General features: G+C 41.8%; 20 protein-coding genes. 15 read left to right on the top strand and 5 right to left on the bottom strand.

Features of this window, described 5'->3' with window-relative positions; genetic code table 11:
* Positions 1-22 precede the first annotated feature (22 nt).
* The 9 genes from FTU82_RS05215 to glmS all read left to right on the top strand — a co-directional run bounded on the left by FTU82_RS05215 (position 23) and on the right by glmS (position 9,979).
* Positions 23-985 carry an alpha/beta hydrolase gene (locus FTU82_RS05215; RefSeq protein ID WP_100329689.1) on the top strand — a complete coding sequence of 321 codons (963 nt, stop codon included), beginning with the start codon at positions 23-25 and terminating at the stop codon, positions 983-985.
* 347 nt (positions 986-1,332) lie between these two features.
* Complete coding sequence (locus tag FTU82_RS05210) at positions 1,333-2,844, top strand: aldehyde dehydrogenase family protein (RefSeq protein ID WP_005094691.1); 1,512 nt, start codon at positions 1,333-1,335, stop codon at positions 2,842-2,844.
* Between the two features lie 405 nt (positions 2,845-3,249).
* Positions 3,250-4,365 carry a bifunctional 3,4-dihydroxy-2-butanone-4-phosphate synthase/GTP cyclohydrolase II gene (gene ribBA / locus FTU82_RS05205; RefSeq protein ID WP_100329687.1) on the top strand — a complete coding sequence of 372 codons (1,116 nt, stop codon included), beginning with the start codon at positions 3,250-3,252 and terminating at the stop codon, positions 4,363-4,365.
* Between the two features lie 18 nt (positions 4,366-4,383).
* Entirely contained in the window at positions 4,384-4,854 is a 471-nt protein-coding gene (gene ribE, locus FTU82_RS05200) for a 6,7-dimethyl-8-ribityllumazine synthase (RefSeq protein WP_180101110.1), read from the top strand.
* 4 nt (positions 4,855-4,858) lie between these two features.
* Complete coding sequence (nusB, locus tag FTU82_RS05195) at positions 4,859-5,308, top strand: transcription antitermination factor NusB (protein ID WP_004728813.1); 450 nt, start codon at positions 4,859-4,861, stop codon at positions 5,306-5,308.
* An 18-nt stretch (positions 5,309-5,326) separates the two neighbouring features.
* Positions 5,327-6,244 (top strand): thiamine-phosphate kinase, encoded by a 918-nt coding sequence (thiL, locus tag FTU82_RS05190; RefSeq protein WP_180101109.1) that lies wholly within the window; start codon positions 5,327-5,329, stop codon positions 6,242-6,244.
* Positions 6,222-6,743, top strand: coding sequence for a phosphatidylglycerophosphatase A (locus tag FTU82_RS05185; RefSeq protein ID WP_180072474.1), 522 nt, complete (start codon positions 6,222-6,224; stop codon positions 6,741-6,743). The genes thiL and FTU82_RS05185 overlap by 23 nt, the downstream gene beginning before the upstream one ends.
* A gap of 20 nt (positions 6,744-6,763) precedes the next feature.
* A complete protein-coding gene (glmU, locus tag FTU82_RS05180) occupies positions 6,764-8,128 on the top strand; it encodes a bifunctional UDP-N-acetylglucosamine diphosphorylase/glucosamine-1-phosphate N-acetyltransferase GlmU (protein WP_180101108.1) in 1,365 nt (454 codons plus the stop codon).
* Positions 8,129-8,140: 12 nt separating this feature from the next.
* Positions 8,141-9,979: a glutamine--fructose-6-phosphate transaminase (isomerizing) gene (gene glmS, locus FTU82_RS05175; RefSeq protein ID WP_180101107.1), complete on the top strand. Its 1,839-nt coding sequence runs from the start codon at positions 8,141-8,143 to the stop codon at positions 9,977-9,979.
* A 603-nt stretch (positions 9,980-10,582) separates the two neighbouring features.
* On the opposite strand, the gene FTU82_RS05170 is transcribed toward glmS, so the two are convergent.
* A complete protein-coding gene (locus FTU82_RS05170) occupies positions 10,583-11,071 on the bottom strand; it encodes a GNAT family N-acetyltransferase (protein ID WP_180101106.1) in 489 nt (162 codons plus the stop codon).
* Positions 11,061-11,327, bottom strand: coding sequence for a DUF1778 domain-containing protein (locus FTU82_RS05165; RefSeq protein WP_039890759.1), 267 nt, complete (start codon positions 11,325-11,327; stop codon positions 11,061-11,063). Before FTU82_RS05165 ends, FTU82_RS05170 begins: the two co-directional genes overlap by 11 nt.
* Positions 11,328-11,755: 428 nt before the next feature.
* Here FTU82_RS05165 and FTU82_RS05160 point away from each other — a divergent pair, with 428 nt between their 5' ends.
* The 6 genes from FTU82_RS05160 (at position 11,756) to FTU82_RS05135 (ending at position 21,068) form a co-directional block, all read left to right on the top strand.
* Complete coding sequence (locus FTU82_RS05160) at positions 11,756-12,559, top strand: TnsA endonuclease C-terminal domain-containing protein (RefSeq protein WP_180101105.1); 804 nt, start codon at positions 11,756-11,758, stop codon at positions 12,557-12,559.
* Entirely contained in the window at positions 12,546-14,666 is a 2,121-nt protein-coding gene (locus tag FTU82_RS05155) for a Mu transposase C-terminal domain-containing protein (RefSeq protein ID WP_005268145.1), read from the top strand. Before FTU82_RS05160 ends, FTU82_RS05155 begins: the two co-directional genes overlap by 14 nt.
* Positions 14,663-16,345, top strand: coding sequence for an AAA family ATPase (locus FTU82_RS05150; RefSeq protein ID WP_180101104.1), 1,683 nt, complete (start codon positions 14,663-14,665; stop codon positions 16,343-16,345). The genes FTU82_RS05155 and FTU82_RS05150 overlap by 4 nt, the downstream gene beginning before the upstream one ends.
* A gap of 26 nt (positions 16,346-16,371) precedes the next feature.
* Entirely contained in the window at positions 16,372-17,919 is a 1,548-nt protein-coding gene (locus tag FTU82_RS05145; RefSeq protein WP_180101103.1) for a TnsD family Tn7-like transposition protein, read from the top strand.
* Entirely contained in the window at positions 17,912-19,501 is a 1,590-nt protein-coding gene (locus tag FTU82_RS05140) for a Tn7-like element transposition protein TnsE (protein WP_180101102.1), read from the top strand. The genes FTU82_RS05145 and FTU82_RS05140 overlap by 8 nt, the downstream gene beginning before the upstream one ends.
* A 196-nt stretch (positions 19,502-19,697) precedes the next feature.
* On the top strand, positions 19,698-21,068 hold the full coding sequence (locus FTU82_RS05135) for a phosphomannomutase CpsG (RefSeq protein WP_180101101.1): 1,371 nt from the start codon (positions 19,698-19,700) through the stop codon (positions 21,066-21,068).
* 72 nt (positions 21,069-21,140) lie between these two features.
* On the opposite strand, the gene galE is transcribed toward FTU82_RS05135, so the two are convergent.
* Genes galE through FTU82_RS05120 form a run of 3 tightly spaced genes read right to left on the bottom strand, consistent with a single transcriptional unit; the run spans position 21,141 to position 25,073 of the window.
* Entirely contained in the window at positions 21,141-22,157 is a 1,017-nt protein-coding gene (gene galE / locus FTU82_RS05130; RefSeq protein ID WP_180101100.1) for a UDP-glucose 4-epimerase GalE, read from the bottom strand.
* Positions 22,150-23,817 (bottom strand): glucose-6-phosphate isomerase, encoded by a 1,668-nt coding sequence (gene pgi, locus FTU82_RS05125; RefSeq protein WP_180101099.1) that lies wholly within the window; start codon positions 23,815-23,817, stop codon positions 22,150-22,152. Before pgi ends, galE begins: the two co-directional genes overlap by 8 nt.
* Positions 23,817-25,073, bottom strand: coding sequence for a nucleotide sugar dehydrogenase (locus FTU82_RS05120; protein ID WP_180101098.1), 1,257 nt, complete (start codon positions 25,071-25,073; stop codon positions 23,817-23,819). Before FTU82_RS05120 ends, pgi begins: the two co-directional genes overlap by 1 nt.
* Positions 25,074-25,091 lie beyond the last annotated feature (18 nt).

The raw sequence follows: 25,091 nt of genomic DNA, 5'->3' as shown, positions 1-25,091 counted from the left end.
AATAATATAAATGAGTATAAAAATGAGTGAATTCCAGCCCCTTTATCAAGCTGATATTTTAGGCATCGGCTATGAGCAAGCCACCTTGAGCTTTCCAGATGACTATGAGGGCAAAGTTGTAGCAACCCTGATACGTAAAAAAGCAGCGCAGCCTACTCCTAAAGCAGTTTTGTATATTCACGGATTTATTGATTATTTCTTCCAGACTGAAATGGCGGAACGCTTTAATCAGCAAGGTTTTGATTTTTATGCGCTGGATTTAAGAAAATATGGCCGTTCGATTCTGCCGCATCAGAACTATTATAATGTGCATGAGCTGTCTGAATATGATGCAGAAATTAGCCAGGCACTGGATATTATCGCAAGCGAGGGCCATGATACTGCCCTGCTCTGTGGTCATTCTACCGGCGGCCTCATCACGACATTGTTCGCGGCACATCACCCTAATCATCGGTTAATCAAAGCACTCTGGGTCAACAGTCCATTTTATAACTTTAATATGAATCCGATAAAACGTGCGCTCGGCATCCCGCAGTTAAGCAAACTGGCGAAAATTTTTCCCGACCTTAGATTTCCGAGTGAGTTAAATAAATGGTATGCCACCAGTCTGCACAAGGATTTAAAAGGTGAATGGGACTTCAGTCTGGACTGGAAAAAGACCCGCTACCCAAGGGTACGGATCAGTTTTATTCGTGCCATCTATGAAGCACAAAAAGAAATTCATCGCGGCATCGAACTCGATATTCCGGTTCTGGTCATGCATTCGCATCAGACTTTATATCCCAAAAAATGGGGCAAGGCAGCGCAAACTAGTGATGTGATTTTGGGAGTTAAAGACATTCAGAAATATGCCAAAAAAATTAAAGCTGATGTCACGGTTCAAAGCATTCAGAATGGTTTACACGATCTGGTGCTTTCAGACAAATCTGTACGTGAACAGGTTTATCAGCAGCTGTTTCAATGGCTCAACAGCAAAGGACTATAATGCCGGCAAACAGGAAAGATGATTTTAGGCTCCTGTTTTCTGTTAAGTGTTTTGATTGAATAAAATGGCCCTCTTGAATGTAATCCGCAACCATCAGAAATACATGAATCCTTCGATTTTTTAAGCGCCAGTTAAATGCTTATTTCTTAGGATAAGCTTCGATTAAATATAAAATTTAATCCCTATACTTCATATTCCAAATGTTGTCTTTTGTAGCAAGCGTGTAATCAAAGCACCACCTGTCTTTTTCCCTCTTTATAGTAGAGCTGACTGCTGAAACTGTAGCATTTTCAATTGAGAAAATAGGGTCAGCGTGTACCAATAACAATCATATAAAGGAATAGATTATGCGTTATGCAGACCCCAATACTGACGGTGCAAAAATTCAATTTAAAGCCCAATACGACAACTTCATTGGCGGCGAATGGGTCGCTCCAGTTAAAGGCGAATACTTTGACAATATCTCTCCGGTAGATGGCAAAGTCTTTACCAAAGTGCCGCGCTCTTCTGTAGAAGACATCGAATTGGCCCTAGATGCAGCGCACAAGGCCAAAGCACAGTGGAATACATCCTCAGCCACCACCCGTTCCAATATCCTGCTAAAAATTGCAGATCGTCTGGAACAAAATCTGGAACTGCTGGCGGTGGCAGAAACCTGGGACAACGGCAAGCCGATCCGTGAAACCTTAGCGGCCGATATTCCGCTATGTATTGATCATTTCCGTTATTTTGCCGGCTGTATCCGCGCTCAGGAAGGCGGCATTTCCGAGATTGATGAAGATACCATTGCCTACCATTTCCATGAACCATTGGGTGTGGTGGGTCAGATCATTCCGTGGAACTTCCCGATCCTGATGGCGGCCTGGAAACTCGCACCTGCCTTGGCAGCAGGCAACTGTATCGTGCTGAAACCTGCGGAACAAACCCCGGTCAGCATTTTAGTTTTAGCTGAACTGATTCAGGACATTTTGCCGCCGGGTGTACTGAATATTGTCAATGGTTATGGTATCGAAGTCGGTCGTCCACTCGCGACCAATCCGCGCATTGCCAAGATTGCCTTTACCGGTTCAACCGCAGTCGGTCAGCAAATCATGCAATACGCCACCGAGAATATTATTCCGGTAACACTGGAACTTGGCGGAAAGTCACCGAACCTGTTCTTTGCCGACATTATGGATCAGGAAGATGATTATCTGGACAAGGCACTGGAAGGCTTTGCCATGTTTGCTCTGAATCAGGGTGAAATCTGTACCTGTCCTTCTCGTGCCTTGGTGCAGGAAAGTATTGCCGATGAGTTTCTGGCGCGTGCGGTAGAACGGGTGCAACGCATTAAAACCGGCCATCCACTCGACACCGACACCATGATTGGCGCACAAGCTTCGCAGGAACAGCAGGATAAAATCTTAGGCTGTATTGCTACTGGCCGCGAAGAGGGTGCACAAATTCTGACCGGCGGTGAAGCACGTCAGGAAGTGGGACAAGGTTTTTATATTGAACCGACCATTTTCAAAGGCACCAATGACATGAAAACCTTTCAGGATGAAATCTTCGGGCCGGTGCTGGCGGTGGCGACATTTAAGGACTTTGATGATGCCATTAAAATCGCCAATGACACTATTTATGGTTTAGGAGCAGGTGTGTGGTCACGTTCAGCACACACCTCTTACCGTGCAGGACGCGCGATTCAAGCGGGTCGGGTCTGGACCAACTGTTATCATATTTATCCTGCACATGCGGCTTTCGGTGGCTATAAAAAATCAGGGATTGGCCGTGAGAATCACAGAATGATGCTGGATCATTATCAACAGACCAAAAACCTGCTGGTGAGTTATTCAACCAAACCGGCTGGTTTCTTCTAAGTATGAATTTTCTCAAAAGCGAACTGCGGTTCGCTTTTTTTGTTTTATTCAAGTTTTTTAATATCTGGTAAATTTTTCTGCTCTTGATCGTTGACCAGCAAAATAAAAATCTGAAAATCACAAAAACAGGAATAAAACTGTATAAAAAACAAATTAATACTTTAACTTAGAAGGACTTTGCCTAAGTTTTTCATTTTTTATGCATTTTAACTGTTCAAAAAACCTGCATAAAGCCCTGGCTTTCATTTAAAGTCGGCTTTTCATGATTCCCAAGACTGTGTATAACATTGAACCACTATAGGGAAACTAATAAGCATAGGCAAAATTGCTTAAAAAGCGTTAGACTATGTACCCAATAATGTCATGATTCGGTCTGATCAAGATCAAAAAAGAAGGTGAAGGTTGATGCCGCTCAATACTGTTGAAGAGCTTGTAGCAGATATCCGTGCAGGAAAAATGGTCATCCTGATGGATGATGAAGATCGTGAAAATGAAGGCGACTTAGTGATTGCTGCCACGCACGTACGTCCTGAAGACATCAACTTCATGATCACCCATGCACGTGGTCTGGTCTGCCTGACTTTAAGCAAAGAGCGTTGCCAGCAGTTGAATCTGCCTTTGATGGTCGATGCAAACGGTGCCCAGCATGGAACCAATTTTACCCTGTCAATTGAAGCAGCCAAAGGTATTTCTACCGGGATCTCACCGGCTGAACGTGCGCACACGATTCAAACTGCGGTGGCTGCTCATGCCAAACCGGCAGATATTGTACAGCCAGGACACATCTTCCCGCTGATGGCGCAGCCGGGTGGCGTATTGCACCGTGCCGGGCATACCGAGGCAGGTTGTGATCTTTCTCGTTTAGCAGGACTGGAACCGGCTTCGGTGATTTGTGAAATCATCAATGAAGATGGCACGATGGCGCGCCGTCCGGATCTTGAAGTTTTTGCTGAAAAGCATGGTTTGAAAATTGGCACCATTGCCGACCTGATTCATTACCGCATGACCAATGAGCAAACTGTTGAGCGTCTCGATCATCAAAAACTCGACACTGAATACGGCACATTTGATTTATATCGTTATCGTGAACTGGGCAACCCGGATATTCATTTGGCCCTGGTCAAAGGCGAGCCTAAACAAGGCGTGACCACCGTTCGTGTACATGGTTTTAATCCGACCCGTGATTTGCTCAAACTGAAAAAACAGGACGGCGAACCGGCCTGGAATTTAGACCGTGCACTAAAAGAAATTTCCAATAGTGATCGTGGTGTACTGGTCTGGATTGGGCAACGTCATTTACAGGATTTGGGTCCGGCTTTAGATACCTTAAATGCACCAAAAAATGTAAAATCAAATTCTGCACTGTCTCAGCAGTATCAGACCATTGGTGTCGGTGCACAAATTTTGCGTGATCTAGGCGTTGAAAAAATGAAGCTGCTCAGCTCTCCATTGCGCTTCAATGCACTATCAGGCTTTAACTTAGAAGTGGTGGAATACATCACCGCACAACAAACATCTTAAGAAATCATCGAGGTTGCTATGGCAGTTCGCCGTATTGAAGGTATGTTACATCTCGCGAACGAAGACCGTTATGCGATTTTAGTTGGTCGTTTTAACAGCTTTGTGGTTGAACATCTGTTAGAAGGTGCCATTGATACATTGAAACGTCATGGTGTATCAGAGGATAATATCACTGTTGTTCATGCCCCTGGTGCCTGGGAACTTCCTGTAGTTGCGAAAAAACTGGCAGCTTCAGATCGTTTCGATGCCATCATCGCGCTTGGCGCCGTGATTCGTGGTAGCACGCCTCACTTCGATTTCGTTGCAGGCGAATGTGCCAAAGGTTTAGGCGTGGTTGGCCTGGACACTGGCTTACCTGTCATTAACGGTGTACTCACTACGGACAGTATTGAACAAGCGATTGAACGCTCTGGAACAAAAGCAGGCAATAAAGGTAGCGAAGCTGCCCTGACTGCGATTGAAATGGTTAACTTGTTAAAGGTTATTTAACGCTATGTCGCAAACACTTCAAGCAACTTATGCAGCAAAACGTAAAGCACGTCGCTTTGCTGTACAAGGAATTTATGAATGGCAAATGAGCCACAATCCGGTGCATGAGATTGAAGCACGTACGCGTGTGGAAAATGCCATGCATAAAGTGGATCTGAGCTATTATCATGAATTGTTGACTCAAGTGGTTGCCAATCATGAAGCATTGGATGCGCTCTTAATTCCGGTACTCGATCGTGAACTTTCAGCACTGGATGGTGTTGAACTCGCAACCTTGCGTCTAGGCGCGTATGAACTCAAAGAACATCTTGAGATTCCATATCGCGTGGTTCTAGACGAAGCGATCGAGTTGGCTAAACATTTTGGCGGTGCCGACAGCCACAAATACATCAACGGTGTATTGGATCGTTTAGCGACAACTTTACGTGCAGCAGAAAAGCAACAAGCCAACTAATTAAAGTCGAATTGTTGTATGGCTGAATTTTCGATTATCGACACCTATTTCAATCGCAAGAATACCCATTCTGTCGATTTAGGCGTCGGTGACGATTCAGCCTTGCTCACCCCTCCGCCTCAGCAACAACTGGTCATCTGTGCCGATACACTGGTTGCTGGACGACACTTCCCTCTCGATACAAATCCGCATGCCATTGGCTGGAAATCGGTTGCTGTTAATCTTTCCGATATTGCCGCGATGGGTGCAAAACCGCATAGTATTCTTCTGGCATTGAGCCTACCCCAAATTGATCATGACTGGCTCAAAGGCTTTAGTCAGGGTTTATACGATTGCTGCGATCAATTTGGCGTGAGTTTAATCGGGGGTGATACCACCCAAAGTCCGCATCTCACTTTATCTGTGACAGCCTTAGGCTGGGTCGATATTGGCCAAGCGGTGCCACGCTCAGGTGCAAAACCAGGTGATCTGATCTGTGTCAGTGGAACTGTCGGCGATGCTGCTTTTGCCTTAAATCATTTAGGTCATCCGCTACAGAAACGTCTGGACTATCCGACGCCACGTTGTCAGCTCGGTGCCTCCTTAAAAGGTCTGGCACATAGCATGATTGATGTCTCGGATGGTTTGGCCCAAGATCTTGGACATATTCTCAAAGCCTCGCAAGTCGGTGCCAAGCTACAACTGGAACACTTACCGATCAATCCTGCCCTGCAAGCTTTAAGTGAAGCACAAAAATGGCAATATGCACTGGCCGGTGGCGACGATTATGAATTATGTTTTACAATAAGCCCGCAAAATTACGAAAAATTATTGCAAAAACAACTTGATGTTTCGATTAGTATAGTCGGCACAATTCAGCAGCAGCACGGCTTAACTTTTGAAAAAGATGGCGTAGATCATTTGCTTCAATTTAATGGGTATCAACATTTTGCATAAACCTGCGATCAATTTTAAAGCCATGTCATGGACCGACCGACTGATTGTGTTTAGTGGCGTTGGCTTCGGCTCAGGACTGATGCCTAAAGCACCAGGGACCTTTGGTTCGGCTTTTGCACTTTTATTTATCCCGATTTGGCTGCATCTTGATTTTCTAAACAGTCTTTTTGCCATTGCCATCATGTCCCTGATTGGCATATATATCTGCGGGCATACTGCCAAGGTCATGGGCGTTCATGATGATGGCCGTATTGTCTGGGATGAATTCGCCGGACAATCCATCACATTTTTACCCCTGATCTATCTCGGCCAGATGAACTGGCTCTGGCTGTTGGTCGGTTTTGCGCTATTCAGATTATTTGATATCTGGAAACCGTGGCCGATTCGGGTCATTGACCGTCAGGTCGACGGCGGTTTTGGCATCATGCTGGATGACATCATTGCTGGCCTGTGGGCGGCTCTTTGTATTTTGATTTATTTTTACTTCACCGTGGCATAAGCCATATTTAGGATTAGAACATGTCAACGACTGTTATTATTCTTGCTGCAGGTAAAGGCACGCGCATGCGTTCAAGCTTACCGAAAGTATTACAACCGCTTGCAGGACGTCCTTTACTGGGTCATGTCATTGACACAGCAAAAAAATTAAACGCAGATAATATTATTACCATTTACGGGCACGGTGGCGAGCAGGTTCAAGCTGCTTTTACAGCGCAAAAAATTAAATGGGTTGAACAGAGCGAACAGCTGGGGACCGGTCATGCCGTACAAATGACTTTACCTGTCCTGCCCCAAGACGGCGTATCGTTGATTCTTTCTGGTGATGTACCCTGTATTAACCCGTTCACCTTGCAAAAATTACTCGATGCCACTGCAGAAACTGGCATTGGTCTGGTCACGCTCACCTTGCCAGATGCCAATGGTTATGGTCGCATCGTGCGTAAAAATGGTCAGATTCAGGCCATTGTTGAACATAAAGATGCAACGAACGAGCAACGTCAGATCCAAGAAATTAATACTGGCATTTATGCGGTCAGCAATGCCAAGTTGCATCAATGGCTGCCAAATTTAAGCAATGAGAATGTTCAGGGTGAATACTATCTGACCGATATTGTGGCGATGGCTCTGGCCGATGGTATGCAGGTTGCTTCAGTAGAACCGGAAATGGCCTTTGAGGTTGAAGGCGTAAATGACCGTGTGCAACTGGCAGCATTAGAACGTCAGTTTCAGGCATGTCAGGCCAAACAGCTGATGCAACAAGGTGTACATCTGATTGATCCGAGCCGTTTTGATTTGCGTGGTAATTTAACTGTCGGTCAAGATGTACAGATTGATATCAATGTCATCATCGAAGGTGATTGCGAGCTGGGCGACCATGTTGAAATTGGCGCCGGCTGTATCATCAAAAATACCAAAATTGCAGCTGGGACTAAAGTACAACCTTATAGCATTTTTGACAATGCTATCGTTGGTGAAGATACCCAGATTGGCCCTTTTGCACGACTGCGTCCGGGTGCGAAGCTTGCTGCCGAGGTGCATATCGGTAACTTTGTAGAAGTGAAAAATACCACGATTGGCGTAGGCTCTAAAGCCAACCACTTCACCTATCTCGGTGATGCTGAAATCGGTGCCGGTTCTAATATTGGTGCAGGTACCATTACCTGCAATTATGATGGTGCGAATAAATTTAAAACCATCATTGGTGATCAGGCTTTCATTGGTTCGAACAGTTCATTGGTTGCACCTGTGAAAATTGGCAATGGGGCTACAGTGGGTGCAGGCTCGACGATTACTCGTGATGTGGAAGACAACAGTTTGGCGGTAGAACGTTCTAAGCAATTTGCCAAAGAAAACTATCCACGTCCGCAAAAAATCAAGAAATAAGGGGGAATAAATATGTGTGGTATCGTCGGTGGCATTGCAGAACGTAGCATTACCAATATTTTGATTGAAGGCTTAAAACGCCTGGAATACCGGGGTTATGATTCAGCAGGTTTGGCACTCATCAACAATAGCCAGGTCCTGCGTGAACGTCGTGTCGGCAAGGTCGCGAACCTTGAACAGGCCGTAAATGAATCACAGATCAGCGGCTCACTTGGCATTGCACATACACGCTGGGCAACCCATGGCAAACCGACTGAAGAAAATGCCCATCCGCATATTTCTGAAAATGTGGCAGTGGTTCATAACGGGATCATTGAGAACTATCAAGAACTCAAAGATGATCTTGAAGCTTTGGGTTATGTCTTTACTTCACAGACCGATACAGAAGTGGTTGCACATCTGATCAATGACGCCCTGAAATCCACCCCCAGCTTAATGGAAGCTGTGCGCCAGGTGGTACCACAACTCAAAGGTGCTTATGCCCTAGGTATCGTGCATACAGATCATCCGGATGAACTGATTACCGTACGTGAAGGTTCGCCACTCGTCATTGGTGTGGGGATTGGCGAGAACTTTATCAGTTCTGACCAGCTGGCGCTGCTCCCGATTACCAACCGTTTTATCTACCTGGAAGAAGGTGATATTGCCCGTTTGACCCGCACCACGATTGAAGTTTTTGTCGATGGTCAACTGGTCGATCGTCCGGTCAAGGAACTGGATGCTGCGGTCAGCAATGCCTCTAAAGGTGAATATAAGCACTACATGCTCAAAGAAATTTATGAGCAGCCTGAAGCGATCAAACAGACCATTTCCCAGGCTTTAAATGGCAATGACCTGCGCAAAGACTTTCTTGCCAGTGCGGAACAGGACTTCGCAAAAATCCAGCAAATCCAGATTATTGCCTGTGGTACCAGCTATCATGCCGGCATGATTGCGAAATACTGGTTTGAACAGCTGATTGATCTGCCGTGTCAGGTCGAGATTGCCAGCGAATTCCGTTATCGTACGCCAGTCATTGTGAATCACACACTCTATGTGTGTATTTCCCAATCCGGTGAAACTGCCGATACCTTGGCTGCATTACGTGATACACAGAAACGTGCGGCGGCCAAAGGGCTAGACATCACTACGATGACCATCTGTAATGTCGCTACATCATCGATGGTACGTGAGACCCAGCATAGTCTGTTGACATTGGCAGGCCCTGAAATTGGTGTGGCGTCTACCAAAGCCTTTACCACCCAGCTTGCTGCTGTAATGCTGTTGGTATTAAAAATTGGTTCGGTCAAAAATAGCATTTCTACAGAACAGATGACGAAGATCAGCACAGAACTCTGGCATTTGCCTAAAGTGATTCTGGACACTTTACGTCATGATAATGAAATTTTAGGTCTGTCTGAGCTGTTTGTTGAAAAGCAGCATTGCCTGTTCCTGGGCCGTGGTACGCACTTCCCGATCGCACTGGAAGGTGCACTCAAGCTGAAAGAAATTTCCTATATTCATGCTGAAGGCTATGCTGCAGGTGAGTTGAAACATGGCCCATTGGCACTGGTCGACAATGACATGCCAGTGGTGATTCTGGCACCGCAAGATGACATGCTGGATAAACTGAAATCCAATATGGAAGAAGTTCAGGCACGTGGTGGCGAGCTATTTGTGTTTGCTGATGAAAACAGCGGCATTAAAGCCAAAGAACGCCAGCATGTGGTACATATTCCGGCAGTTAATGCAGTGCTGGCACCGATTGTATATAGCATCCCGGTGCAGTTACTGTCTTATCATGTGGCAGTGCTGCGTGGTACAGATGTCGATCAGCCACGTAATCTGGCAAAATCGGTTACGGTAGAATAATTAAAATTGAATCAGGGCTGGGGAACTGTGTTCGTATAATTAAGTTTGTACCAAATAATTAAGTTTAGATTTAATTATTTAAGTTTGGATATTAATGAAGTAAACGAACAAAACCCTACCCTGTAGACCCAGTGATTCTTCACCAAGTCTACAGGGTTTTTAATATAAATAAATTCAAATTAGAATCACACCAGAAATATAAAATTATTACTAATATATTCAATGATATAGATATATAAAAATCTCACCCTAGATTCAAAAAGCATCCCTTTTTGACCTCATCTTGAAAACATTTCATTTTTATTTAAAGTATGCTTCGCCTTTCTGAGCAAGAATTCGTATTTTAAAGTGGAAGAATCCAATACTTAATACAAACTTAATTTCATCTAAAATTCAGGATACCAAACTCTAATACAAACTTAATTTTAAAATTGGAAAACAATGAATAATATATATCAACAACTTATGATCAAAAATAAAACAAACTTAATTAAATTACCATAATTAGACGCAGTATTTGGTCATAAAGCAAAATAAGGGATAAGGAACTATGTGCAAACTCTGAATAAGTCTATTAGCTATTCCTGTTACTAGCAACCCACCTTATTTAAAATGAGGTATTTCATTCACTGGATATATTAATGTTAATGGATTTGATGTTAATGAGATAAAGCCAAACCGCTGATAAAACTCCATAGCTTTTTGATCCTTAGCATGTATTACAACAAAATTAACACCAATAATTTGAGCAACTTTTGAAACTTGTTTAAGAGCATGTGCCAAAAGTACTTTTCCAACTCCTTGCCCCTGTGCAGCTTGATCAACGGCAAAGCGCCCCACAACCACACAAGGTAAGGGATAACGAGGTAATCGTTTAATGAGAACAGCATCAACCCCCTCAAATCCTATAGAGGTACTTGATAGACAATAAAACCCCCTCACCTGTGCATCATCATCAATAGCAACATAGGTTTTACTTGTTCCTGATTTCTGATGTTGGGATGCGTATTGTTTTATGAACTTATTTAAATCATCTTGCCCACAATTAAATGATTTTTTCTGATGATGGGCTTGTAAAACCTCAATTTTCATCCAATAAACTCATTAAATTTTTCATCTCATCATTTGCAGGGCGCGGATTTTCAAGCAAATTCATTAACATATCACGATCAGCATTATTTACTTTTAACTCGTGATTAGATTTAAGTAATTCTTTTGCTCGTTCAAATGAGGATTGGATCATAAAGGAACTCACACTAAGACCCAATAAATTCGCAGCTTGCTCAATTACATTCTTTGCATCTACGGTTGAACGAACATTGATTCGTTCTGTTGCTAAGTTAGCCATATTTTCCACCAATTTGTACATCATAATGATGTACAAATTATAGCAGATTAAGGTAGTACTTTAAGATCCAAATTTACATATTTTGTTCTAAAATATTTGGAATAGAAAATAAGCATTTTACTATGAACCAGAATGAATGGTCGGGTTTGAGTCTGAATATGCAGTTGGTTTACATAAGAATATGCAACGATGTTTACTAAGATGTAATTTGAATACTTTTGCCTATCATCAACGTTTTTTAAACTCATCAATTGAGTATTAAAATACCATATTAATTATTAAGTTACTGAATTAAATAAATAATTAAATAAAAATTATAAAATTTTGTTTGTATGTAAATATATTTAAGTTTGTATTTTTTTGCCAAATACAAAATTAACCTCCTTCAGATATGATTAATTATCCACCAAAATCCACAGGTCTTCTGTATGGCAAAAATTATAAAAAACTATGAGGAATTAGTAACAGAAGGGTATGGCCAGGGCCATGGACGCGATTATAAACCTTGTAAAACTGTTCAAAACTTCAGTTCAATTGGTCGCTCTCACAGAGTACAAGGCCGCGTGAGTAAACGTCTTCATCACTTATTTTCTGATCTAGAGCTATCTACCTTTTTACTGCTTGACTGGAATCAGAACGTTACAGATATTCGCGAACATTATCCTTTGGATATCTATGATCTTAACTCCATCTGTTCTCGTTTCCGAATGAAAAAAGTATCGGTTGACTATATACCTTTTACCCTATCTTCAGATTTTTTAGTTGATTTTGGTAAGTTTTCTATAGCCCTTGACACTCTTTACAGCAAGGATCTGAATAAAGCTCATATTATTGAGTCATTAGAAATTAAACGTCGTTACTGGGAAGAAGAGCACAATACGCCGTTCAAACTGATTACTGAAAAAGACATTCCTGCTACGGTACTAGAGAACATTAAATGGCTGTATGTAGAAAAAAATGACCTTGAAATAACAAATCACATGATTGATCAAGCAGTTTATTTTATGGAAGAAATTAGCCAGTACCCTCAAAGCTCATTAATCCAATTTTGTAAGCATTCTGACCAGACTCAAAAAATGGGTATCGGAGCGACGCTCGCATTGTTTAGAAAATTATTTGCACTGCGAATACTTCAATTTAATCTAGAAATTTCGTATTTGGAGCTTAAACTCTCTGATATTCATGCAAGTAATTTGCTCCAGAATGAGAATACAGTCCATGCAACTAATTAATTCAGTTTACATCTTGAATTCAACACAATACCGAATACTCAAATTCTTACCGCAGTATACGGTATGGATTGCGATTGATAATAAAAATGCTTTTCCTGAACTCATTTTGTCTAAGGAACTTCAAACTCTCTCAGATGATCAAAGCCTGATACCAGCGCAAGATCCTTATGAATACTTAAAACGATTAAACTTGAGTGAAGATTCTATTCAACTCAAAAAAAGAGATGAAAACTTTTTAATTATTCAAGATTTAATTAATGATGAACAAGTTCTTATCAATACAAAAATCAGGACTGCAAAAATTAAAACTATACATCTAGAGAAAGAGGTATCAATTAATAAAATTCTACGACTCCTAAGACGCTACTGGCAGCGTGGTCAAACGATAAATGCTTTGGTACCGGACTATGAAAACTCAGGTGGAAAAGGCCAAAAAAGAGCTATAGGTGATAAAAAAATTGGCAGACCACGCATCTATGAATCGAATGAAGGTAAGAATATCACTGAACAGGTTGAATTATATTTTAAGAAAGCCATCGAAGAGTATTTAGTTCCTGTCAAAAAACAATCCATTAACGAAACTTATCTTCGGTTTAAAAATTTATTTTCTAAGCACTTTCATCAAGTGCAAGCCGCAGATATTCCAACCTATGCCCAATTCTATTATTTTTATAATAAGCGATATAGAAATAAGAACAATTCCAAGGAAATTCTGAAGAATCAGAAAACTCTGAAAGATCACAAACCTCTGACTTCAACAGCGACCAAGCAAGCAAATGGTCCTGGTGCACGTTATGAGATAGATTCAACAATCGCTGACATCTACCTTGTATCATCACGGGATCCATCACAGATTATTGGCCGACCTACCGTATATATTGTTATCGATGTATTCAGCCGGATGATTACTGGGCTTTATGTCGGCATGGAAAACAGTTCCTTTAATACAGCCATACAATGCCTCAGCGTTGCAATCCAAGATAAAGTGACATTCTGTCAGAGTTATGGCTTGCAAATACAACCAGAAGACTGGCCTATTTATGGTTTACCTGGTGCCATACTTGCAGACCGCGGTGAACTAATTGGCTATCAAATTGAACTTCTTGAAAAAAACTTTTCTGTTCGTATTGAAAATGCGCCACCGTATCGAAGCGATGCCAAAGGTATTGTGGAGAGGGCTTTTGGAATCATTCAGTCACGCTTTAAATCCTACGAGAATATTGGTGTTGTTTCTGGATTCAAGGAAAAAAAGAAAGGCGGACATGATTATCGACTAGAAGCTTGTCTAACTCTGGAAGAGTTCAGAAAAATCATCTTAAGCTGCGTCTTTTTACGCAATAATTTTGATATTTTGACGAAATATGATCGTAGTGCCGATATGCCGACTGACCTGCCTTCTATCCCCCTTAAGCTCTGGCAGTGGGGTCTACAGCACCGTACTGGGATGTTAAGACAAGTGGATAACAAATCACTATATGTTGGCTTGTTACCTAGGACCGACGCCTCCTTAAGTGACAAGGGACTTAAAGTCAAAGGCTTACTCTATCAATGTCTGGAAATGCATCAACAAGGCTGGTTTATTCGTAACACGACCAAATCCCGCCCGAAAAAGTTGCGGATTGGTTTTGACCCATACTCAGTAAATACCATTTATGTTTTCTTTGATGAAAATAAGTTGGAATACTGGGAAGCGCACTTAAGTGATGCCTCACGTCAATATCAGCATCTGACCTGGTGGGAAGCTGAACAAATTCAAAAAGCAATCAAAACTGTTGAAAAACAACATTCACAACTAAAGTCCGTAGCCATCAGTGAATTGCAGGATTTTACTGACAAAATCATCCACACAGCACAGAGCCGGCAGGCTCAAGCAGGAGTTCACCAACTTTCTAAAGCACAACGTACTCGGGATATTCGTCAGAACAAACAAGAAGCAATTCAGGTGGAACGTGAGGAACATCTCCAAAATAGGTCCGTCAATTCTATCCGGACTATCCATCCCAACCAAGACAATCCTCCAACACCCCCATCTCACAGCAGCAATCTGGATTTGACCAGTCAACCAGACTTAATGAGACAATTATTTGAAGAGGACGATGAAGAATGAATAATAATGAACTCGCGGTCAACACATCGATAGAAGACATCTATGGGAATAATCCTCTCATTACTCAATTACCGCCCATTCTTGACACGAAGTCGGTTATTAAACACCTACGAGGGAAACTAAAATTTATTCCAGAGCAGCGTTTTTTGCCTCAACCAGAAAGAATTCATCTAATTGCTCAACTGCCTCATGATTTTTTCCAACCACTCACCAAACATCTATCCCTTGAACAAAAAATTTCTATCATGATCCGGCAAGGTTATGTGAGTAGAAACATCAATAATGGTGATCGACACAGGCATTTGCACGCGGCTTTTCAACAACTAGAACCTTCAAACGAAAGCTCTTACCGCTACGCTCCTCCAGAATCGACAGCCACTAGTATGTCTATTATAGGATGTTCTGGGAGTGGGAAAACGACCACGATGAACAAGATTTTGCGTTATTATCCGCAAGTGATTGAGCATAAAGAACTGGGGTTAAAGCAAATTGTTTATCTTAAAATTGATTGCCCGCATGACAGCTCTTTAAAAAACTTATGCTCAAACTTTTTTAGAGCAGTAGATTTAGCATTAGGAGATACTAACTTCGAGCATCGTTTTACCAGAAGCCGCTTAAATGTAAATGCCATGCTGCAGCAGATGAAAATCATCGCAAATAACTATTCAATTGGACTTTTAATCATTGATGAAATCCAGCATTTGAATACAAAAAAATCTGGTGGGGCCGAGATTATTCTTAATTTCTTTGTAACCTTGGTGAATGTCGCATCCATTCCGATCGTGATGATTGGGACACCCAAAGCCAATGAAATTTTGCAAGAAGACTTGAGATCAGCTAGACGCAGTGCAGGATTAGGCTCTTTAATCTGGGAACCTATGCGTAATGAAGCCCCTACCCCCGATCCTAGTACTCCCGATCAAATGATTATTTCTGAATGGCATGCTTTTACAAATAAGCTATGGCAGTATCAGTGGGTTCAACAACCAGCTGAACTGACCGATGAATTAAGAGCCACTTGGTATTATTATACGCAAGGTATTCCGGATCTAGTGGTTAAGTTGTTCTGTCTGGTACAAATTCATGCAATCACCATCGGTCTGGAAAAAATCACCTCAGAATTATTTAAAAAAGTCTACGAAGAACAATTGCAGCCAGTCCACGATATTCTAGATGCACTGCGTTCAGGCAATCCTGCACGTATTGCACGGTATTCTGACCTCACTATCCCTCAAGTTCAAATTGAGGAGTATGTTGAACAACACCGTTTTAAAGCCGCATTAAAAACAGAAAAACAGCATAAAGATCTGGGACCGCATTATTCTACTTTAATAGGTATGCTGACAGTATTAGGTCATCCCGCCGCTACAATAGAACCGCATGTCACTTCTGCATTAAAAAAATATCCAAACGAAAACTTACAGGTACTCCTCCAGCATATTCTGGAAGTATTAGACAGCCCTGTAGCAGAAGATAAGTTTAAACAGCATCAAACCACGACTCCGGCAAGGAAGCCACGGACATCTCGTAAAGTCATGAAGCCGGAGGAATGGAAAAGTACTGAAGCCAATGACTTACGAGTTTTTTTCAGTCAGGCACAAGAACAGGAAGTAGATGTTTATGAGTTATTAAAATCATCTCACTATTTGTTTGATCCTACCCGTCCCATTTTGCATTAAGCAGAAAAAATGGAGGGTAAGGTATCATGATTTCAAATTTTCCAGCACCATATCCAAATGAATTGATTTACAGTGTGATTGCTCGTTATGCTGTTCACAATGGGATTCTGAGTCCAAAATATCTCACTGAAGAATTATTCAATAATAGGAACTTGACACCAACTTACGATTTACCTTCTCATCTAGACAGGGTGGCCAGTTACTTACCAGATCACTATGATGCGCTTATTTTAATCAACCAACACACCCTGTTACCAATTTACCAACCATTTCAACCTGATACAGTAATGCGTTATGCTGTGCAGGCATTGCGAGGTGAGCAGTATCAATCCCTGCATACCAAATTAGGAAAAAATGCATCGCGGATCAAAGCTGTGAGTTTTTTCAGATTCTGTCCAGGTTGCTGGAAAGATCAGATGGAGCAATATGGAGAAGTTTACTGGAAACGTAGCTGGCAGATTACTGGATACGAGTATTGTACAAAGCATAAGCAACCGCTCTTTATGAGTTCTATCCCTTGCAATGGGATAGACCGAAAATTCTATTTTGCTCATTTGAATGCGCTGAAAGACTCTTCACAACTTGCATTTAATCCTCAGGACTCACGTCACCATATCGAGCTTGCGGAACTAATCGAAGAGCTACTTGCTCATTCAACATCCATTAGTATTCCAGATTTTTCGACTATATCAGATGCTTATTTTCTGATTTTAAAAGATAGCAAATTACTATCAGGCCGTAAAAATATCAATTACGAAAAAGTCCGTCAATTAGTCATTGAATATTGGGGCGAAAGTTTTCTTGCATATTATCAATTAGCAGATTTAGATAGTGAAAACTGCTGGCTGAAAAATATATTAAGAAAACATCGTAAAGCATTTTCTTATCTTGAGCATCTCATCGTATTAAAAGCTCTTGTTCCAGAGAAAAATCCGATTGAAACATATAAGCAATATATTCACCTAGCATCAATGGATCTAGAAGAAGCCACCGAAACAGCAACAATATGTATTGATAATAAAGTAGATCGAACGTTATCTGAGGACCAAAAACAATGGACAAAATTAATCCTAGAACGACCAGTAAAACAAGCTCGGCAACAAAATGGCTCACTGTATGCTCGCTTATATCGCAGTCATAAAGATTGGCTATTATTTATCAATAAATCAGCTTTAAATCCCCCTCCTTCTGTTCCTAAACCACGTATTGACTGGACAGCTCGAGATCGAAAGTTTGTTAAACAACTCATCAAAATACGGAATGAATTATTAGAAGATCTCGAATCACCTCAATGGACAAAAAAGTTTTTTATTAGACAACTTGGTTCAGTGAGTATGATTGAAAAAAACTGGAATTTTTTCCCATTGACTGCCGCATTTCTAGATCGCTACGCTGAGTCCATAGATTGCTATCAAATACGTCGCATGACTCGAACATTTATTCGCCAAAACATTGAAGATAAATATTATCCACCGAGTGTTTTTTTACGTCAATCCGGATTAAGTGAGCAGCGATTAACCCCAGAAGCCCGTCGATTTTTTAATAATATTTGGGAAGAAATAAAATATGAGTAATTTTTCAACCGACTTTTTACCGAATGATATGATTTACTCTACTGCGACAAAAATTAGTCGACGTGGTGAAACTCGATTTGATATTGATACGCGCTTGTTTAATCCTATTATTAACCAATCCCTTCAACTTAAATTACCGATAGAAAGTATTCTTCTTTATTACTATAATACTCCAATTGCTGATCACTATCCAAAGAAGTTATTTGACCATATACTTAAAGCAGTAGATTTTTCAGCGTTCAACGCTTTGGATTCATCAGGGAACTATAATCAAAAAATTCATACTGGTCGGTTATGTTTTGAATTTAATTACGATTCATCTCTATCAGATAAAAGTATTACGATTCTTTTACCTAAGCTCATTCTTGCTAGAGATCTATTTTTTTCACACCCTTATCTTTTACGTGCAGCACTTTTTGCAGAAAACTATTCAACAGATATTTTAGTAGACATGAAGGATCCTGATGCAATCCACATTTTTATTGCACAAAATAAAAAAATTTTAAAACAAGATCTCTCCGATCCTCATTTTTTGAAAAAACTGGCTTTAATTCTATTACAACCTGATTTAAATAAAGCCTTCCTTAGCATTTATCAGAAAACAATTATTGATCAAAAAAACGCTAAAAGTTTTAATTTTGACATGGAAGCTCCTAATATCAGAAATATTGATCTAACAGTAGATGGAATTTATGATAAAGAAACAGGTATTTACAGAATTGAGCGCATCACATCTTTCAAAAATCTGGATACATCTATCAACCGCCCAATTCAATTTCATTTCACTTCAAAAAAAATAATACAACGGGTCAAAAATGCTCAAGGGAAAGGTTCAAATAAACCAAAACCAGCGAGTCAACCTAAAGAGAAATTGAAGAAAAATGCTGAGGCAAATCCCGATAAGCTACTGGCCAAGCTAAGAAACCTATCTGGAGAAATTTATACAACAGAAGAATTAAAAATTTCTTTAGAAACACCCCCTGCTAAAACTGTAATACGTAAAAAACGAAAGCAAATGGATAAAGATCAAAATCAAGAAGGATTTGCTGGTGGAGAAGGAGATATAGAGGGTACAGTGCCTGGATTTACAACTGAATCAGAAATTCAACTAGAGCGAGTCACTCATAAAGACTTGATTAAACTACTGGAACAAATTGAGAAAAAAGGATATAAAATCAAAGAAATAAAGAATTCACCTTTTAAAAAATATAAACGTTTCAGAGGGCATAAGTTTGCAAACAATCAATTACGCTACTTTTATGTCTATAAAATTTTAAACATAGAAAATAATCATCAATTTTACTTGTGTGAAATTGATACTTCAGATGGTAAAAAAAATATCTCTACCTTATTACTCCCATATGAAGAAAAAACTCAACGATTAATTGAGACAGATTTAGAAATATTAAATAATTCAATACTGTTTCAATCACTCAGTTGGCCTAAAAAGTTTCTATCTGAAATGAGAGGTATTACTGCAATAACTACAATTAATCATCCTTCAAAAAAGGAAGAGGTAGAAGATGTAAATTATTACGCTGACTGGGCGGAACGGATCTTGGCAAAGGTAAAATCGATATAAATTTCACTAAGAGCTAACATATAAAATAACATGCTGAAGTACTAAACTTTAAAAATTAGATGAATAAGGACTTTATACACTTAAACATCTATTTTTAAAGAAGATATAAAAGTTAGACAGTAACTTGGCATATAGGAACTATTTTCCTCCTATAATGATACTTCCTCACTTCTCAGGAATTATTTAGAGAATTCAGATGACAGAACTAACTTGTTTTAAAGCCTATGATATTCGCGGCAAACTCGGCACCGAGCTGAACGAAGAAATTGCCTATAAAATTGGTCGTGCTTACGGACAGATCCACCAACCAAAAACAGTGGTGATTGGCTGTGATATTCGACTCAGCAGTGAAGGCTTAAAACAGGCCACGATTCGTGGTTTGAATGATGCCGGTGTCAATGTACTGGATTTGGGGATGACCGGCACTGAAGAAGTTTATTTCGGCGCATTTCATCTCGATGTTCAAGGAGGGATTGAAGTCACAGCCAGCCATAATCCGATGGACTATAATGGCATGAAACTGGTACGTGAAAATGCCCGTCCAATCAGTGCCGATACTGGTCTTAAAGAGATTCAGGCTTTAGCAGAATCAGATGAATTTATTGACGTCAGCAATAAAGGCCGTACTGAGAAATATAATATTCTGCCTGAATTTGTAAATCATCTGATGAGCTATATTGATCCGGCAAAAATCCGCCCGATGAAACTGGTGGTGAATGCGGGTAATGGTGCAGCAGGTCATGTCATTGATGCAATCGAAGTAAAATTTAAAGAACTCAATATTCCGGTTGAATTTATCAAAATTCATCATGAAGCCGATGGCAACTTCCCGAATGGGATTCCCAACCCGATTCTGGTTGAAAACCGTGCTAGTACTCGCGATGCTGTGATTGAGCATGGCGCAGATATGGGCATTGCCTGGGATGGTGACTTTGACCGATGCTTCCTGTTCGATGAAAAAGGCCAGTTTATTGAAGGCTATTATATTGTTGGTCTTTTGGCTCAAGCCTTCTTGCTAAAACAATCGGGTGAGAAAATTGTGCATGACCCGCGTCTGGTCTGGAATACCCTGGATATCGTGGAACAATACCAAGGGATTACGGTGCAGTCGAAATCAGGGCATGCCTTTATTAAAGATGTGATGCGTGAACATAATGCGGCTTATGGCGGAGAAATGAGTGCCCATCACTATTTCCGTGACTTTGCCTACTGTGATAGTGGCATGATTCCATGGTTACTAGCGATTGCAGTACTGTCTGAAACACAGCAATCTCTATCTTCGCTAGTGGAAGAGATGATTGCCAAGTTCCCGTGTAGTGGTGAGATCAACTTTAAAGTCGCCGATACCCAAACCACGATTCAAAAACTCTTTGATCACTATGCCGATCAAAATCCTGCAATTGATCAGACCGATGGTGTCAGTCTGGACTTTGGCACCTGGCGTTTTAATGTGCGTGCATCCAATACTGAACCTTTATTGCGTCTGAATATTGAAAGCCGTCGTGACCGCAATCCACGACCGATGCAGGACTATGTCGATGAGTTGACCCAGCTGATCCAGAGTTAAGGCTGCTGTATTAAGTACAATAAAACGGGAGCAATTTTGCTCCCGTTTTATATTTATATTCTTATAAAAATTTTAACGATAGCCATTCGGATTCTGCTTCTGCCAGTTCCAGCTATCTGCCAGCATATCCTCCAAACCATATTGTGCTGCCCAGTCCAACTCTTGTACTGCACGGCTATTATTTGCAAAACAGGTCGCCACATCACCTTCACGACGTGGTGCTAATTCAAATGGAATTGCAACACCATTGACCCGTTCAAAAGTATCTTTAACTTGTAGCACTGAAATGCCATTGCCAGTACCAATATTCCAGGCCCGACACCCTTGTGCAGTTAAACGATTATTGAGGGCACATAAATGTGCATTGGCCAGATCTACCACATGAATATAATCCCGTACACCCGTGCCATCGACAGTGTCATAATCATGACCAAAGATCGACAGTTTTTCACGTCGCCCTACTGCCACCTGAGTTACATAAGGCATTAAATTATTCGGAATACCTTGTGGATCTTCACCGATCTGCCCGCTTTTATGTGCACCGACCGGATTGAAATAACGTAATAAGGCAATCGACCAGCGCTGATCTGCCACAGCCATTTTTTCCAAGAGCTGCTCCACAATCAGCTTGGTATAACCATAGTTATTGGTTGGCATGCCAGTCGGCATTTCTTCGTTTAAAGGTGAAGGATTATTATCACCATACACAGTAGCCGACGAACTAAACACCAGTTTAAAAACCTGTGCGCGTTGCATGGCCTGAACCAGGCTGATTGAACCGGCAATATTATTGTCAAAATAAGCCAATGGTATTTGCTGGCTTTCTCCGACCGCTTTCAGACCGGCAAAATGAATCACGGCCTCAATCGAGTGTTGCTGAAATACCTGATCTAATAATTGAGCATCACGGATATCACCTTGTATAAATGTCAGGCTTTTTTGGGTCAACTGTTGCACCCGATTTAAAGACTCAGCAGCGCTATTGCACAGATTATCTAAAACCACCACCTCATGGCCGGCATTTAATAACTCAACACAAGTATGCGAACCAATATAGCCTGCCCCGCCCGTTACCAGAATTTTAGCCATGCTGCTTCCCTAATAAAATGTTAATTAAACCTTGAGTTGAACCATCCAGACCACCTAGCTCAGACTGTTCACCATTCAAAATAGGCAGCAACTGGTTGGCAATTTCCTTGCCTTTTTCCACGCCCCACTGGTCAAATGGGTTGATGTTCCACAGCACCGACTGAACAAACACCTTATGCTCATACAATGCAATCAGCATCCCCAGACTATAGGGATTCAGCTCTTGCAGTAACAAGGTAGTGCTCGGTTGGTTGCCTTCATACTGTTTATAGGCCGGCAAGCTCTCTAATTCTTTTTGGTCCAAAGCCTCATTACCAAAGGCCAGTAAACGTGATTGCGCCAAGCAGTTAGACAGGGCCAAATGATGCTGTTCCACCAGCGCTTCGGCACTGTCTGCATAGGTATATTGTTGACTGTTATAGCGCTTGACTGGCGCAATAAAGTCACAACTCACTGACTGCGTACCTTGATGGAGGAGCTGATAAAAGGCATGTTGTGCATTCGGTCCCACTTCGCCCCAAATAATCGGACAGGTATCCAGTTGGACTTTTTCACCATCACGTTGAATCGATTTACCGTTAGATTCCATTTCCAGCTGTTGCAAATAAGAAGCAAAGTATTTCAGTCGTCCATCATAAGGCAGGATGGCATGGGTCTGAATATCCAGAAAATTGTTATTCCATGCACCCAAGAGCCCCATCAACACCGGAATATTGCGCTCAAAAGGCTGATACTGAAAATGCTGATCGACCGCATAGGCACCGGCCAGCAGCTGCTTAAAACCTTCAATCCCGATACTCAGTGCAATCGGCAATCCGATACAGGACCACAGTGAATAGCGACCACCGACCCAGTCCCACAACAGTAGCTGGTTTTCCGGAGCGATTCCCCAGGCCGTCATTTTCTCCGGCTTGGTAGAAACTCCAATAAAATGATGCTTCAGAATATAGGGATGCTGACCCAAGGCCTTTTCTAACCACAAGCGTACTGTCTGGGCATTGGTCAGGGTATCAATCGTACCAAATGATTTGGACGAAATGATAAATAGCGTGGTTTCCGGACGCAGCTGATGCAACAACTCGGACAGCTGACTGCCATCCATGGTCGAGACGAAATGCACATTGAGTGGCTGGGCAGACTGGTATTTAAAATCCGATAAGGCATGGGTGACCATTAGAGGGCCAAGATCTGATCCGCCCACGCCAATATTGACCACATCCTGAATCACTTCCCCGGTGGCACCACGACGCTGCCCGGCATGGATTTGCTCGACCAAGGCATACATGCGCTCAAGTTGAGCATGCACATCAGCGGCCAGATCCGCATGCTGCTGATCCTGTGCTGGCAAGCGTAATGCCCAATGCATGGCAGCACGTTGCTCGGTATAATTAATATCCTGATTTGAAAATAAAGACCCAATACAGGATCTTAGGTTTTGTGCATCTGCCCATTCAATCAGGTCCTCCATCACCGTGTTATCAATTCTGTGTTTACTATAATCGAAGACCAGCTGTTCAAACTGAATTGAATATTTGTTAAAACGCTGGGGGTCTGCGGCAAACAGTTCTCGTAGATGCACCGCATCAAGTTGTTCTTTGCTCGAGGCGAGTTTTTGACACACAGTTTCAGTATTTAGATCTGGTTTAAGCTGACTTAACATTAACGTCCCACCCCAATATAATTAAAACCACGCGCCTTGATATAGGCCGGATCATACAGATTACGCCCATCCAAAATCAGGGGATGCTGCATCAGTTTAATGAGGTGTGGATAATCTGGACTACCATACTGCTTCCAGGCAGTCATCAAACATAAGGCATCCGCACCTTCGACGGCCTGATATTGATCTTCACACAGGATTAGATCCTGCCGTGTCCCATAGACTTTTTTAATATTGGCCAATGCTTGCGGATCATGCAGTTTGACCGTCACCCCTTGCGCCCATAATGCAGTGAGCATGGCATGCACTGGAGATTGCTGGATGCTCGGGGTATTTTCTTTAAAGGCTGCGCCCCAAATCGCCACCACTTTTCCCTGTAAATCGCCACGGAAATAATTCCATAGTTTGCGGAACAGTAATTCTTTTTGTTGTTCGTTAATCTCCCAGACCTGTTCCAGCAACTGGTTTTTCACCCCTGAATCTGCTACTGCATGCGTTAAGGTACGGATATCATGCGAGAAGTTCTCTCCACCAAAACCGACCCCAGGGAACAAGTAGGCGGAACCGATGCGGTTATCCGCCGCCATGCCTTGGCGCACCTGTTCAATATCGATCCCGAGTTTTTCTGCCACGCTGGCCAGATCATTCATATAACTGATCCGGGTGGCCAGCATGCCGGAAATACTGAGTTTGGTAAATTCGGCATCCAGTACCGGCATAAACAGATACTGCTGCGCACGCGGAAACAAGGGGCGTAACAGCTCTCTGATTTTAGCCTGTGCATCTGCATGATCACAGCCCACGATCAGCTGGCTGGCCTGAACAAAACTACGCAGGGCATTACCTTCCTGAATAATATCGGGCAGATAAATCCAGTCATCATTCGGCAGCAGTTGTTGAAAACGTTGGGTGCCATGCAAGCCAAAGGTCGAAGCATTAATCATCAGCTTCGGATGAGCAAAACAGGCATGCCGAATGGTATCCAGCATCTGAAATGCCTGCTGCTCTTCGGTGGCGTTAAAACTAAAGAAAAAAACATCCTGATTAAAATCCAGATGCTGAAAATCACAACAGTTTAAAAAACCGGATTTTTCCTGTTTTTGCAGCAATGACTGCAAGGATTCATCCTGAAAATAAGTCCGGGCCGGCTCATCTGCACTGAAGCTGTTACACCACACCACCTGATGACCACATTCAGACAAAAGGGCCGAAATGACCCCAGAAAATAAGGTTTTTCCCAGTACTGCGACTTTCATAGTATTCCTTGGTTATTA

The organism is Acinetobacter sp. YH12151, from assembly GCF_013418355.1.
Classification (GTDB): domain Bacteria; phylum Pseudomonadota; class Gammaproteobacteria; order Pseudomonadales; family Moraxellaceae; genus Acinetobacter; species Acinetobacter pseudolwoffii.
Note: the sequence above shows the minus strand (reverse complement) of the source record. Positions and strands in the feature narration are given on the sequence as shown.